The following is a 13,353-nucleotide window of genomic DNA, read 5'->3' as shown; positions in this document are numbered from 1 at the left end:
TCGCGCCCTCTCAACTACCGGTGCTTACCTAAAGAAAGAAAATAGCCGCCCGAGTCAACTCGCAATGCGGTGAACCAGTTGTCGTGCGGCGCTTTGCCCCGATCTGATCGATCCTTCAATAGTGGAAGGAAGCCCGTTATCTACCCAGTCTCCACTAAGCACGAGATTTGGCCATTTTGTTGACGGAGATGGGCGTTTTTCAAGTTGTTCCGGGGTGCCCAGGAAGGTGGCACGTCGTTCCTTTATGACCCGTGCGCGTGCCGGCATATTGTCCGGGTCCTGACCGATCTCGGGAGCAATTTCGCGCCAGACCGTGTCCAGGATGTCGCCCGCGTCACGGCTGGCGGCTTCGTCGCCGGCGGAGATTGTAACGGACGCAACATCATCACGCACAAACAGCCATTGCGAAAGTGAGTTCAGCATGCCGAGCAGGGGCTTGTTCATCAACGGCATGCGTGGGTTGTTGACCCGGTAGTGAACATTGACGATGGGCACAAACGCATCGGGAACGGAAACGTCCGCAATAAGGGACTTCGCCACCCATGCCGGAACCGCCATCACCACAACGTCACCGGGGTTTATCGGTTCTGAACCTTTGCCGGTCTCCAGCGCTGTGACCCGCCGGTCGTCCATCGAGATTCCGGACACACGGTCATTGAAACGTACCTCGCAGCCCCGTTTTTCCAGCCATTTGATGGCTGGATCCACAAAAGTGGCAGACAGCCCCTGGCGGGCAATCAGCGGTCTTGAATACTCTGCACCCCTGGCAAGGGTCTCCCGTATCACCGGCGTCAGCAGGCGCGCTGCGGCCTGGTCCGCACTGGTGTTGATGACGGCAATTGTGAACGGGTCCCAGAACCGTTCGTAGAGCTGGCCCTGGCCTGCGAACAGCTGCTTGACAGTGCGGTTGCCGGCCGACAACAGTTTCAGGCCGCTGAGGTACTCGCTGAGCCTTGTGCCCGGTACCCGGCGGTCCTTGTTGAGTATCCACCATGGCATCGGGCCGCGATCCAGTTCGATCGACCAGCGTTCACCGGATTTCAGGTCGACAAATGGAAACTCCGCGTGTGGCGGTCCGATCAGTTCATCGGATGCGCCAATGGTTTCAAGGTACGACAGTGCCGACTTGTTGCCTGACAACAGCAGGTGGTTGCCATTGTCTATGATGCAGTCGAGTGTGTTGTCGTGAAAGGACCGGCAACGGCCTCCCGCCTGGCCGGATTGTTCGTGGACTATGACGCGAAATTGAGCTGTGGATAACTCAACAGCTGCGGCAAGCCCTGCGACGCCTGCGCCGATGATATGTGCGGTTGCCATCGCTGCAGGTTGCCCTAAAAGAATCCGTGCCGGACGGCGATCAGCAGCTTTTCTTTCGATCCCACCAGGCGCTTGGACACCTTGGGGTCGGCCAGGGTGGAATCCGGCAGCGCCATCATGCGCTCAAGATTGCGCTGGTAAACGGCTTTCATGATACGGGCAGGGCGCATAACGTCCTTGCGGCACAGGTTCATCGCCTGTTCGGCATCCACAAACTCACCGTGTGCAACTTCGGCCAGTTCCCGCCACATGGCGATATAGCCCGGTTGTGAGGTGATTTTTACCGGGTCCGAATAATCTACTTCATGCTTTTCCAGCAGTTCGCGCGGCAGGTAGACCCGGCCGATGCCGGCATCCTCATCCACATCGCGCAGGATGTTGGTGATCTGCAATGCACGGCCTGTGTGATGGGCAACAGCGGTACCGTAATCCGTCGGATCGCCAAACACGCATACGCACAGCCGGCCGACAGCGCACGCCACCCGGTCGACATACAGGTCAAATGTTTCCGTGGACGGAGCGACAATAGGCTCGCCTGCGTCCATTTCCATACCCGCAATCACGTCCATGAAATCATCGCGGCGCAATGACAATTCCTGCATCGGCGTTTCCAGGGCGCGGGTTTCCGCCCGTCTGGGGTGGCCTGCATAAAGTGCATCTATTTCCTGGCGCCATGCGGTAAGCTGCCTGCGCTTTTCCGGCTCATCAAGCTGCTCGCTGTCGACAATGTCATCGACATTGCGGCAGAACGCATAAACGGCGAACATCGCCCGGCGCTGGGATTTCGGAAGAATCCGCATCGCCCAGTAGAAAGATGTCGATGCGTCGCGCACCGTTTGGGCTATCATGCGGGCTTCGGCGGCCGGTGATGCGCCAGGCGAGGCTATCTGCGTGTTGTTTGCCATGATCTTCCAGATGCCGGCCCGGTGAAGTTCCTGATTGGTCACGCGCTGTGTTCTTTACAGACGCGAGATCAGTTCCTGGCTGCGAATTCCAGCACCTTCTCGTCAAGTTTAAGGCCGCGCAATACTTCCACGACTATGTCATCGGCTTCCAGCCTGGCCTGCCTGTACTGCCAGTCTGGCGCACCATGACCGATGAACGCGTCAGGCAGGGTCATTGGCTTGACCACGGCGCCGCCCTGCAACAGCCCGTTCGCGGCAAGGTAATGCAGAACATGGCTGGAGAAGCCGCCGATTGACCCTTCTTCGATGGTAATGACCAGTTCGTGATTTTTCACAAGGGTCGCGATCAGGTCCGTATCCAGCGGCTTGGCAAAGCGGGCATCGGCAACCGTTGTGGATATGCCTCGCTGCTTCAAATCTTCAGCCGCTTTCAGGCAGGTGCCAAGGCGCCCGCCCAGGTTGAGCAGGGCAACCTTGTTGCCTTCCACCATGATGCGGCCCTTGCCGATTTCAAGCGGAGTACCTGTTTCCGGCATCTCGACGCCCATGCCTTCACCACGCGGATAACGGAACGCGCAGGGACCGTCGTCATATTCAACCGCGGTCGACACCATGTGCATCAGGTCTGCTTCGTCACCTGCGGCCATGACCATCATGTTCGGCAGGCAGGCAAGGTAGGCCACGTCGAAGCTGCCAGCATGGGTTGCACCGTCCTGACCGACAAGGCCGGCCCGGTCAATGGCAAAGCGCACCGGAAGTTTCTGCAGTGCCACATCGTGCACCACCTGGTCATAGGCACGCTGCAGGAATGTGGAATAGATCGCCGCGAACGGTTTGAAACCCTCCGTCGCCATTCCGGCTGCAAATGTCACTGCATGTTGTTCGGCGATGCCCACATCAAACGTGCGGTCGGGAAAATGTTCTTCAAACTTGTCGACGCCGGTGCCGGACGGCATGGCAGCGGTAATGGCGATGATCTTGTCGTCTGCTTCAGCGTGCGAGATCAGCGAGCGGGCAAACACGGATGTGTAGCTGGGCGCGTTGGACGTGCCTTTTTTGACATCGAACGTGACCGGATCGAACTTGCCGACCGCGTGATGTTTTTCCTTGTTGGTGTCGCTGAACGGATGACCTTTGCCTTTTTCCGTCACTACGTGGAGCAATACCGGGCCGACTTCCTTGGCTTCGCGGATGTTTTCCAGGATGGGCACCAGCGTTTCCAGGTCATGACCGTCGACCGGTCCTACATAGTAGAAGCCCAGTTCCTCGAACAAGGTACCGCCCATCACCATGCCGCGGGCATATTCGTCCACGCGCTCTGCAGCCGTGCGCAGGGTCTTCGGGAATTTCTTCGATAGTTGCAGGGCGATGTCGCGCAACGACAGGAATGGGTGTGTGGACACCAGCCAGGACAGGTAATTGGTCAGGGCACCGACACCCGGTGCGATCGACATGCCGTTATCGTTCAGGACGACCAGCATACGGCTGTCCCGCGCACCTGCATTATTCATGGCTTCATAAGCCATGCCGGCGCTCATCGATCCGTCACCGATAACGGAAATGACGTGGTTGTCTGCGCCCTTCAGATCCCGGGCGACGGCCATGCCAAGGCCAGCCGAAATGGATGTGGAAGAGTGTGCTGCGCCAAACGGGTCATATTCGCTCTCCGCGCGCTTGGTGAAGCCATAAAGCCCGTCCGACTGGCGGATCTGCCGGATGCGATCACGGCGGCCCGTCAGAATTTTATGTGGATAGGCCTGATGGCTGACATCCCAGATCAGCCGGTCCGCGGGGGTGTTGTAGACATAGTGCAGCGCAACCGTCAGCTCTACGACGCCCAGGCCCGCCCCGAAGTGCCCGCCGGACTGTGAAGCCGCATCAATCGTCTCTGCTCGCAATTCGCTCGCCACCTGCAGCAAATCTTCATGCTTGAGCCTTCTGAGGTCGGCAGGGTACGAAATGGTGTCAAGCAGTGGTGTCGATATTGGCATGTCAGCTCTTTTGTCTTTTTGCGTTGTTCTTCAATCGGCGAGGCGCGTCGGCACTTACGTAGGTACGGCAGTTTCCAAGTGCAATTATGCGACTGGCATCAAAGCATAGCCGCATCACAAGACCCCGCTCTTTATACCAATATCGCATGCGAGCCAACCTCTGCCTTGGTCGCGTCTCTCAAACACAAGATCAGGATGATTTTTGATTGAACCAATCAAAAATCATAAACCTGATCGTTTCCAAAGTGTATAGCAACTTTACGGCTTCGTAAGAAGCCATGTTGCTATAGCCCAGAGCATGCATCGCCGCCCGTCTTTGTTAGAACAGCCCCTTTATGGCACCTTTGAGGCCATAAAGCATGAATTGTGGTTTGGATAGTTCAACTCTTTTTGCAACCGGATCCTGGCGTTTCAGTTTGTCGACCAGTTTCCACGCAATGGAAATGATGACACCGGATTCCATTGCCAGTGATTTGCTGTTCAGTTTTCCCGGCAGTTTGTCAGCCAGGCGAAGCAGGCTCTCGGTGCCTTCAATGCATTTCATCTGGACTGCGCGCAAGGCGGGCGGCGACGCCTGCTCGCGCAGCATGTCTATGTTTGCACCGGTTTCTTCGCACCAGTCGAGCGGCAGGTAACAGCGGTCGAGTTCGCGCAAATCGTCAGCGCAGTCCTGCAGGTGGTTGATCACCTGAAGCGCATTGCACAGGGCATCCGAATATTCAAAGTGCGCCTTGTCTTCGCCGTGCAGCTCCAGGAGATAGCGCCCGACCGGCGCTGCCGAGCGAAGGCAGTAATCGATCAGATCGTCCCACGTATTGTAACGGCTCTGCACGGCATCCTGCCGGAACGCAGACACCAGGTCGCTGCCGTGCGCCAGATCGACATTGGTTTCCAGCATGCTGGCGCGCAGTGCCGTTGCCTTGGCCAAGGATTCATCCGGGTTCTTTTCACGGCCCAGCAGGGCATCATCCATTGCATTGAGACCGGTGATCTTGTCCTGCGGCAACGCATCCGGATTGTCCGCAATATCGTCAATGGCCCGGGCAAAGGCATAATAGGTCATCACATGCGGGCGAAGACGCTTGGGCAACAGGAACGATCCGACCGGAAAATTCTCGTCTGCCGCGCCTTTGCCGGATGGCGTTTCAACTGACTTGGGCTGGTTGCTCATGCAGGTTCACATAGCGCGACCAATGCGCTGGTCATTTCGCTTGCACCGTCTGCCAGGTGCCTGACGACGGTGAAATGATTGTCGTCGCCGACCGGATGCCAGCTGCACGCAATACCGGCGCCGCCCCAGCCGGCAGCCAGCGTTTCGCTCTGGCGATGGTATTCACGTGATTCCGCGCCACCCACCCAGGCCTCAAACCGGCCGTGTTGCGGGGACGGCCACAACAGGGGACTGCACTGCATGGCGATCTTGCCGTCGATGCCGATGCGCTGATTGATAGCGGTCGGCATCAGCGGGCGCAGGTCGTACAGGCCGCTGATGCCCATGCCGGCGCTGACCAGCCCGTCGGGTCCGTCATGAGCCGTCCAGTCGGTCGCAAACATTGCCGCCGCCAGATGCCCGCCGGCGGAATGCCCCGTCACGACCAGCTTGCGGCCATGGGTGTTCCACAAGGCCAGGCAGAAACTGCGCATGTCATCAATGATGTCTTGAACGTTCACGTCCGGCGCCAGCCGGTATGACGGAATAGCCATATCCAGCCCGTGAGCTGCCACGCCTGATGCCATATGCGAAAACGATGTGCGATCAAGCGCCTGCCAGTACCCGCCGTGAATGAACACCACCACCGGTGCATCATCACGGCCGCTGGCCGGGAAAAAATCGAACTTCTGCCGTGCATGATCGCCGTAGGCAATGTCCAGGTCACACGCGGCCGCCTCGCGATAACTTGCGGCATCGCTCGCCCAGCCGGCGATCACCGGTTCATGATCCGGCACCCGTGCACGGTTGTTATACTCGACCTCGAAATCGATCATCGCTAGATATCAAACTCCTCGATTGTCTCGACCGCTGAACGCAGCGCCTCGGACCATTTCGCCGAAATGGAGCGGAAGTAGGGATCATCCTGTTCAATGCGCCGCACCCGATCAATACTCAGATTGTCGGTGTTGTAGACCACCATATCTATGGGCATGCCAACCGAAAGGTTCGAGCGAATTGTTGAATCAAAAGACAGCAATACAAGCTTTGCCGCCTCGCCCAGCCGCATGTCCTGATTGGCCACCCGGTCCAGAATCGGCTTGCCGTACTTGTGTTCTCCGATCTGGAAAAAAGGGGTGTCCTCCTTGGCTTCGATGAAATTGCCTTCCGAATAGACCTGATAGAGCCTTGGTTCTTCGCCGCTGATCTGGCCGCCAAAGATGAACGAGGCTGAAAAAGCATCGCTGCTCAGGCCCTGGTCCACATGGTCCTGGCGAACCGACTTGAGTGTTTCGCCGACAAGTTTCGCAGCCTGGAACATGCTGGCCACTGTTTTCAGGCTGCTGTTCCCGTCGTCTTCGTCGGGATGCTCGAACTCCTCTTCCAGCATGGCGACCACAGCTTGCGTGACGGCGAGGTTGCCGGCCGACATCATGATGAACACACGCTCTCCAGGCACTTCGAAAGTCTGCAGCTTGCGGAAGGTTGCAATGTTGTCGAGGCCCGCATTGGTGCGGGTATCGGCCGCCATAACCAGGCCGCGCTCAAGTTTCAGGCCAACACAATATGTCATGAAGTTTCCGGTCGTTAGGGTCAGGACCCATTAATCTTATACATTCTGCGGGAGGATATTTTGCCTCCGGCAAGGCGAGAGGTCGCAGGAAACCGTCCGGTTTTCAAGACCTTTCAACGCTGTCAGGGGCAAAATAGACCCCGCCCTTCGGGTTTGATAGAAAACACTCGCCTGAAGGCGAAAAATGCTCGACAAGGCACAAAGCCTTATCTTGCGCTTTTTCACCATCATTCGAATGTTTTCTTTCAAACAGAATTGCATAAGATTAATGGGTCCTGACCCTACGCACAGTTTGATGGAATCAGCGGTAAACTACTGCTCCGCGACCCTTTCAACAAGCACTTCCACGTCCATTCGTTCTGTCCCTGTCGACAGGCCGCGGCGAACCCCTTTTGCGGGGGTTGCACTGTCGACATCCATGCCGGTCGCCACGCGCACATAACGCTCGTCAGGGCTGACCTGATTTGAAACATCAAAGCCCACCCATCCAAGGTTGGCGGCATAGGCTTCCGCCCAGGCATGGCTTGCCTCGGCAAATTCATTTTCGCCCACGACCATGTAACCCGATACATATCGTGCCGGTACGCCCAGCAACCGCGCAGCCGAGATGAACACATGTGCATGGTCCTGACACACACCCTTGCCGTCACGCATGGCTTCGGCGGCAGTGGTGTGCTCATTGGTGGAACCGAGAGCATAGGCCACCTTGTCCAGTACGGCGGCTGAAAGGGAATGCAGTTGTTCAATGCCTGACAAACGGTCATGGCCGTGAGCAAGCGCTTTGATGGCTGCATTGGATTCAGTTGCCGGTGTGCTCGCAAGATAGGCCTGGACTGGCACCGAACCGCGGTCATGCCCTGATACACCGGCGTTATCGGTGGTTCTGACAGTGCCGGCTGCAACAACCGTGACTTCTGTCAGATCAATTGGCGGGGTTGTCAGGTGGGCCACGTTGCCAAATGCATCGACATACTCAAGGGCACCTTCCATGCCCGGTGCCTCGATGGTCCAGTCAAGCACCGATTGGCTGGCAGTGTCCTGCGGTGTCAGATACAGCCGCTGCACCAGATGGGACCCTGGATTGTCATAGTGATAGGTTGTTGCGTGGCGGATGTGAATTTTCATGGGAAATTGTACGCAGCGGCGATTTCGGATGTCAGCCTGTTGTTCCGGTCAATGAAATCGGACAGGAATTCATGCAATCCGTCCTGGAAAATTTTTTCCATGTTGGCATTAGCCAGCAAGTTCATCGTTTCAGTGGCTGTTTCATGACATGGCAATGTTCCGTCGCCGTACTCCTCTTCAATCTCTGAAAGGGTGTTGTTGCTGATCCAGTCATAGCAAAATAACAGCGATCTGGGCATGGCCGGATTGAGGATCAGAAACTGCGCCACGTTCCAGGGCTGGTAACTGGCGTCCCGATAAGCCCACCTGTAGGCCCGGTGTGCAGAAACCGAACGCAACAGTGAAGCCCATTGCTGGCGGTCGATGGAACTGCCCGGTCCGGCGCCGCGAGGCAGAAGGATGTGGTATTTTACATCCAGTATCCGTGCCGTATTGTCCGCCCTTTCGATGAATGCGCCTGCCTGGCAGAAATGAAAGCTGTCCCTGCGCAGGGCGGTTCCAAGCATGGCACCGCGAAACAGCATGGACCGTTGTTTGATCCAGTCAAGGAAACCAGGCAGCTTGTCGCTCGACAACTGGTTCATGCGCAATGACGACAGCTCGTTCCAGGTGGCATTGAGCGACTCCCACACATCGCGGCTCAACGCCGTGCGTACCGCGCGGCCGTTGTTGCGCGCCGTTTCCATGCTGGAGCGAATGCTTGACGGGTTCTCCCGGTCCAGTACCAGGTGCTGAATGACATGCTCCTGGCTGGCCGTGTCGTACTTGTCTGCGAACGTGGCCTCGCAATGAGCGCTCTTGAGCGTTGAGCTCCAATCGTCCTGATGCGCCCGGAACGGTTTCGGCATCAGTGAAATGCGATAACTCACTTCGATCAGGCGCGCCATGTTTTCAGCCCGCTCCATGTAGCGGGCCATCCAGAACAGTGATGCAGCGGTGCGTCCTAAAAGCATCAGTCCTCCAGCACCCAGGTATCCTTGGTGCCGCCTCCCTGGCTGGAGTTCACCACCAGTGATCCCTGTTTCATGGCAACCCGGGTAAATCCGCCCGGTGTAATACGCATCCGGTCGCCGGTCAGCGCAAACGGCCGCAAATCCACATGCCTTGGCGCCACCCCGGATTTTACGAAGGTCGGGCACGAAGACAGCGCCAGTGTCGGCTGGGCGATGTAGTTGCCGGGCCGGTTCTTGAGTATCTGCCTGAACGTGGCCACTTCCTTCTTGCTGGCGGTCGGGCCGACCAGCATGCCGTAACCGCCTGAGCCATGGACCTCCTTGACCACCAGTTCTTCCAGGTGCTCCAGCACATAAGCAAGCGAGTCACTATCCGAACATCGCCATGTCGGTACATTGTTCAGGATCGGTTTTTCGCCGGTATAGAACTCGACTATGTCAGGCATGAACGAGTACACCGCCTTGTCGTCCGCAATACCGGCGCCGGGCGCGTTGACAATGGTGACCCGCCCGGCGCGGTAAACGTCGAAAATGCCGGGAACCCCCAGTGTCGAGGCCGGGTTGAATGTCAGGGGGTCGAGAAAGTCATCGTCAATCCGCCGGTAAACCACATCAACTTTCACAGGTGAACGGGTTGTGCGCATGTAAAGCCATCCGTCCTGGACAAACAGGTCATCACCGGTGACCAGCTGCACCCCCATTTCATCGGCCAGAAAGGCGTGTTCGAAGAACGCCGAATTGTAGATGCCCGGCGACAGGACAACACAGGTCGGTTCACTGTCACACTGCGGCGGGGCGACGGAATCCAGTGTCTGCCGAAGCAGTTCGGGGTAATGTTCGATGGGCGCCACACGGTGCTTGGCGAACAGTTCGGGAAACAGAAACATCATCGCTTCACGGTCTTCCAGCATGTAGGAAACGCCGGACGGTGTGCGGCAGTTGTCTTCCAGCACGTAGAACTCGTTGGCGCCCACACGCACGATATCCGTTCCGATGATATGCGAGTAGACGTTGCGGGCAGGGGAGTGGCCGGCCATCTGCGGCAGATAGGCTTCATTCTGCAAGACCAGGTCGCCAGGCACTTTCCCGGCGCGCACGATTTCGCGGCGGTGATAAATGTCATCAATGAAAGCATTGAGCGCACCGACCCGTTGCGCGATGCCCGCTTCAAGGCGGCGCCACTCGCTCGCAGCGAAGATGCGCGGAATGATGTCAAACGGGATCAGCCGCTCTGATGCTTCCTCGGTGCCGTACACGGCAAAGGTAATGCCAAGCCTGCGGAAGATGGATTCGGCTTCGCGAATCTTGGCGCGCAGGTCGCCCGGCGTCTGTGTCTCCAGCCACTTGTGCAGTAAGGCGTAAGGTGGGCGAACACTGCCGTCCGCCTCGAGCATTTCGTTGAAATTATCTCCCATTACCAACACTGTTGCGCAATTGTGACATAATCGAAAGCCTAAAATTTACGCGCAGGTGATGCTTTTTTCATCCTGTTGCCAAGGCTTGCGGAATTGTGGCAGTCTTCCAATCATGTTCTACAGGATTGGCAAAACAGGGCATTTGGGCGGAACCGCAAAGCGCGTTACACGCGACGAAGTGCTGTTGCATTGTGCCCGTATTGGCTTCAATCCGTAAACCGCACTTTCCATGACGTTTCACAGTGTGCGGCACCCTTGCCGCGTTTTTCTGTCGACCAGACTTGCGGAGTGCAACCATGAACAAAAATCTCAATATCGAAGAACTCGTTGCGGCTGACAACGCCCATCATTTCCACCCGTTTACCGACCACAAGAGCCTGCATAGTGAAGGCGGTGCACGCGTCATCACCCAGGCCAGCGGCGTCCATATCTGGGACGGCAAGGGCAACAAGCTGTTTGATGCCATGGCCGGGCTTTGGTGTGTAAATATTGGCTACGGCCGCAAGGAACTTGCCGATGCCGCCTACCGGCAAATGCAGGACCTGCCGTTCTACAATACGTTTTTCAAGACAACCACGGTGCCGGCAACCTTGCTGGCGGAGAAGGTTGCCAGCCTGTTGCCGGACCGGTTCAAGCAAATCTTCTTTGTCAATTCAGGATCGGAAGCCAACGACACGATGGTGCGGTTTATCCGTCGCTATTGGGAGGTACAGGGCCAGCCCGAGCGCCAGCACATAGTATCACGCCACCGCGCCTATCATGGTTCGACCTGTATTTCAGCGTCGCTGGGCGGCATGTCGGCCATGCATGCCCAGGGCGGGCTGCCGCTGCCCAACTTCCATCACGTGCTTGAACCTGACTGGTTCCAGCATGGCGGCGACATGAGCCCGGAGGAATTCGGCCTCAAGGCGGCCAGGGAAGTGGAAGCAAAAATCAAGGAACTGGGGCCTGACAAGGTTGCAGCCTTTGTCGGCGAACCCATTCAGGGTGCCGGCGGTGTGATCGTGCCGCCGGACAGCTACTGGCCCTACGTTCAAAAAGTCTGCCGCGAACACGGTATTCCGATTGTGGCCGATGAAGTGATCTGTGGTTTCGGCCGCACCGGAAACTGGTGGGGTCATGAGACCATGGGCATCGATCCCGACATCGTCGTCATGGCGAAAGGCCTGTCATCGGGTTATCAGCCGATTGGTGCGGTCGCGGTTTCTGACGGGTTGATCGGTGATTTCTTTGACAAGGGCGGTGAGTTTTTCCACGGTTACACCTATTCCGGCCACCCGGTAGCGTGCGCGGTCGCCCTGGAAAACATCCGCATCATGCAGGATGAAAAACTGATTGAGCACACCGCGGCGATTGCGCCCTACGTGGAAGAGAAAATGGGAGCATTGAGTGACCATCCGATCGTTGGAGAAGTCCGCGTCAAGGGACTGATTGGCGCCATTGAACTGGTCAGGGACAAGCAGACGCGGGCCCGGTTTGACGATCTTGGCCGTGTCGGCGGAATCTGCCGCGAGCATTGCTTCGACAATAATCTGGTGATGCGCGCATGCTGGGACACAATGGTGTTCTCGCCGCCGCTGTGCATAACCGAAGCGGAGGTGGACGAGTGGGTGGATCTCACTCGCAAAGCGCTCGACGCGACCTATGCGGATGTGAAAGGCGAATTGTCGTGACCCCAGAGTTGGAAAATCGGAGGCAATGCTAAGCAAAACTACCGTTGAAACGGCTGGTGTTGTGTTTAACACTCGTTTTAGCGGGGTTGTTGAGGGTGAGTTGAAACAGTCATAAAAATTAAAACAGGGAGTAATGAAATGACATACACACCAAAGTTCCGTGCATCGCGCCGGTCCGTTCTTAAGGGATCGGGTGCTGCCTTTATCGGCCTGACCATGATGCCGCGTTTCGCGATGTCCGAAGAGGAGAAGAAGCTCAACTTCTATAACTGGGACACCTATATCGGCGAGACCACACTGGCTGACTTCAACAAGGCATCCGGCATCGAAGTGAAAATGGATCTGTATGCCGACAACGCCGAATTGTTCGCCAAGCTCAAGGAAGGCAATCCCGGCTACGACGTGATCATTCCGACCAACGATTATGTTGAGCGCATGATTGCCGCCGGCATGCTGGATGAGTTGGACAAATCGAAGATTGCGAATACGGCCAATGTTGCCGATGCCTTCCAGGATGCGACATTCGATCCGGGACGCAAACACTCCGTGCCCTACATGTGGGGCACGATGGGGATCGGTTACCGCAAGTCCAAGGTGAAGGACGCATCAAGCTGGAAGGCGGTGCTGGACAGCAGTGAAAACGCTGGCCGCATCTCCCTGCTGGGCGATGGCGAGAGCGTAATCGGCGTTACCCTTCAATACCTGGGTCATTCGTTCAACTCGGTGGTTCCCGCTGAAATGAAGGCTGCCGAAGAACTGCTCATCAAGGGCAAGAAAGACGTCAAGGTCTATGCAGACGACAACGGCCAGGACCTGCTGGCGTCCGGTGAAGTGGACCTGGCCATGGAATGGAACGGCGATATCATCCAGGTGATGGGCGAGGACGATGATCTGAGTTATTCCGTGCCGGGCGAAGGCAGCCTGTTGTGGCAGGATTGCGTCTGCATTCCAAAGGGCGCACCTCACCCTGAAAACGCACATGCATTCATCAACTACCTGCTGGACGCTGATGCCGGTGTACATATCGCGGACACCATTCAGTATGCGACCGCAAACGCGGCGGCCAAGGCCAAGATGGATGCCAAATACACCGGCAATCCGGGCATCTTCCCGCCTGACGAGGTTATCGCCAAGTGCGAGGCTTCGCTCTACTCGGAAGAAAAGACCAAGCTGCGCAACGAATCCTGGACCCGTATCCAGGCAGCCTGATCTGGTGTGACAAACATCGGGAAGGTCAGGTGACAATGTCCT

At 57.1% G+C, this 13,353-nt stretch carries 11 protein-coding genes; 2 read left to right on the top strand and 9 right to left on the bottom strand.

The window, feature by feature from the left end:
- Positions 1-54: 54 nt before the first annotated feature.
- The 9 genes from hpnE to DHN55_RS13505 form a co-directional block, all read right to left on the bottom strand.
- Complete coding sequence (hpnE, locus tag DHN55_RS13550) at positions 55-1,317, bottom strand: hydroxysqualene dehydroxylase HpnE (protein WP_108882025.1); 1,263 nt, start codon at positions 1,315-1,317, stop codon at positions 55-57.
- Positions 1,318-1,331: 14 nt separating this feature from the next.
- Positions 1,332-2,264 (bottom strand): presqualene diphosphate synthase HpnD, encoded by a 933-nt coding sequence (gene hpnD / locus DHN55_RS13545; RefSeq protein WP_108882024.1) that lies wholly within the window; start codon positions 2,262-2,264, stop codon positions 1,332-1,334.
- 26 nt (positions 2,265-2,290) lie between these two features.
- Positions 2,291-4,213: a 1-deoxy-D-xylulose-5-phosphate synthase gene (dxs, locus tag DHN55_RS13540; RefSeq protein ID WP_108882023.1), complete on the bottom strand. Its 1,923-nt coding sequence runs from the start codon at positions 4,211-4,213 to the stop codon at positions 2,291-2,293.
- 319 nt (positions 4,214-4,532) lie between these two features.
- Positions 4,533-5,384: a squalene synthase HpnC gene (gene hpnC / locus DHN55_RS13535; protein ID WP_108882022.1), complete on the bottom strand. Its 852-nt coding sequence runs from the start codon at positions 5,382-5,384 to the stop codon at positions 4,533-4,535.
- Positions 5,381-6,199 carry an alpha/beta fold hydrolase gene (locus DHN55_RS13530; RefSeq protein WP_108882021.1) on the bottom strand — a complete coding sequence of 273 codons (819 nt, stop codon included), beginning with the start codon at positions 6,197-6,199 and terminating at the stop codon, positions 5,381-5,383. Before DHN55_RS13530 ends, hpnC begins: the two co-directional genes overlap by 4 nt.
- Before the next feature lie 2 nt (positions 6,200-6,201).
- Complete coding sequence (locus DHN55_RS13525) at positions 6,202-6,936, bottom strand: proteasome-type protease (protein ID WP_108882020.1); 735 nt, start codon at positions 6,934-6,936, stop codon at positions 6,202-6,204.
- 312 nt (positions 6,937-7,248) lie between these two features.
- The gene (locus tag DHN55_RS13515; RefSeq protein WP_108882018.1) at positions 7,249-8,061 is read right to left on the bottom strand and encodes a transglutaminase domain-containing protein; all 813 of its coding nucleotides are present in this window, start codon (positions 8,059-8,061) and stop codon (positions 7,249-7,251) included.
- A complete protein-coding gene (locus tag DHN55_RS13510) occupies positions 8,058-9,014 on the bottom strand; it encodes an alpha-E domain-containing protein (protein WP_108882017.1) in 957 nt (318 codons plus the stop codon). Before DHN55_RS13510 ends, DHN55_RS13515 begins: the two co-directional genes overlap by 4 nt.
- Positions 9,014-10,408, bottom strand: a complete 1,395-nt coding sequence (locus tag DHN55_RS13505; RefSeq protein WP_108882508.1) for a circularly permuted type 2 ATP-grasp protein — start codon at positions 10,406-10,408, stop codon at positions 9,014-9,016. The genes DHN55_RS13510 and DHN55_RS13505 overlap by 1 nt, the downstream gene beginning before the upstream one ends.
- A gap of 317 nt (positions 10,409-10,725) precedes the next feature.
- Here DHN55_RS13505 and DHN55_RS13500 point away from each other — a divergent pair, with 317 nt between their 5' ends.
- Both DHN55_RS13500 and DHN55_RS13495 read left to right on the top strand, forming a co-directional pair.
- Positions 10,726-12,102: an aminotransferase gene (locus DHN55_RS13500; RefSeq protein WP_108882016.1), complete on the top strand. Its 1,377-nt coding sequence runs from the start codon at positions 10,726-10,728 to the stop codon at positions 12,100-12,102.
- A 138-nt stretch (positions 12,103-12,240) separates the two neighbouring features.
- The gene (locus DHN55_RS13495) at positions 12,241-13,311 is read left to right on the top strand and encodes an extracellular solute-binding protein (protein ID WP_108882015.1); all 1,071 of its coding nucleotides are present in this window, start codon (positions 12,241-12,243) and stop codon (positions 13,309-13,311) included.
- The last annotated feature ends 42 nt before the right edge of the window (positions 13,312-13,353 follow it).

This window comes from Anderseniella sp. Alg231-50 (assembly GCF_900149695.1).
Classification (GTDB): Bacteria; Pseudomonadota; Alphaproteobacteria; order Rhizobiales; family Aestuariivirgaceae; genus Anderseniella.
This window is presented reverse-complemented; position numbering and strand designations above follow the sequence as displayed.

Coding starts and splice junctions, on each gene's coding strand:
- DHN55_RS13530 (WP_108882021.1), bottom strand. CDS start 6,199: ATGATCGATTTCGAGGTCGAGTATAACAACCGTGCACGGGTGCCGGAT.
- DHN55_RS13510 (WP_108882017.1), bottom strand. CDS start 9,014: ATGCTTTTAGGACGCACCGCTGCATCACTGTTCTGGATGGCCCGCTAC.
- DHN55_RS13525 (WP_108882020.1), bottom strand. CDS start 6,936: ATGACATATTGTGTTGGCCTGAAACTTGAGCGCGGCCTGGTTATGGCG.
- DHN55_RS13495 (WP_108882015.1), top strand. CDS start 12,241: ATGACATACACACCAAAGTTCCGTGCATCGCGCCGGTCCGTTCTTAAG.
- DHN55_RS13505 (WP_108882508.1), bottom strand. CDS start 10,408: ATGCTCGAGGCGGACGGCAGTGTTCGCCCACCTTACGCCTTACTGCAC.
- hpnC (WP_108882022.1), bottom strand. CDS start 5,384: ATGAGCAACCAGCCCAAGTCAGTTGAAACGCCATCCGGCAAAGGCGCG.
- DHN55_RS13500 (WP_108882016.1), top strand. CDS start 10,726: ATGAACAAAAATCTCAATATCGAAGAACTCGTTGCGGCTGACAACGCC.
- dxs (WP_108882023.1), bottom strand. CDS start 4,213: ATGCCAATATCGACACCACTGCTTGACACCATTTCGTACCCTGCCGAC.
- hpnE (WP_108882025.1), bottom strand. CDS start 1,317: ATGGCAACCGCACATATCATCGGCGCAGGCGTCGCAGGGCTTGCCGCA.
- DHN55_RS13515 (WP_108882018.1), bottom strand. CDS start 8,061: ATGAAAATTCACATCCGCCACGCAACAACCTATCACTATGACAATCCA.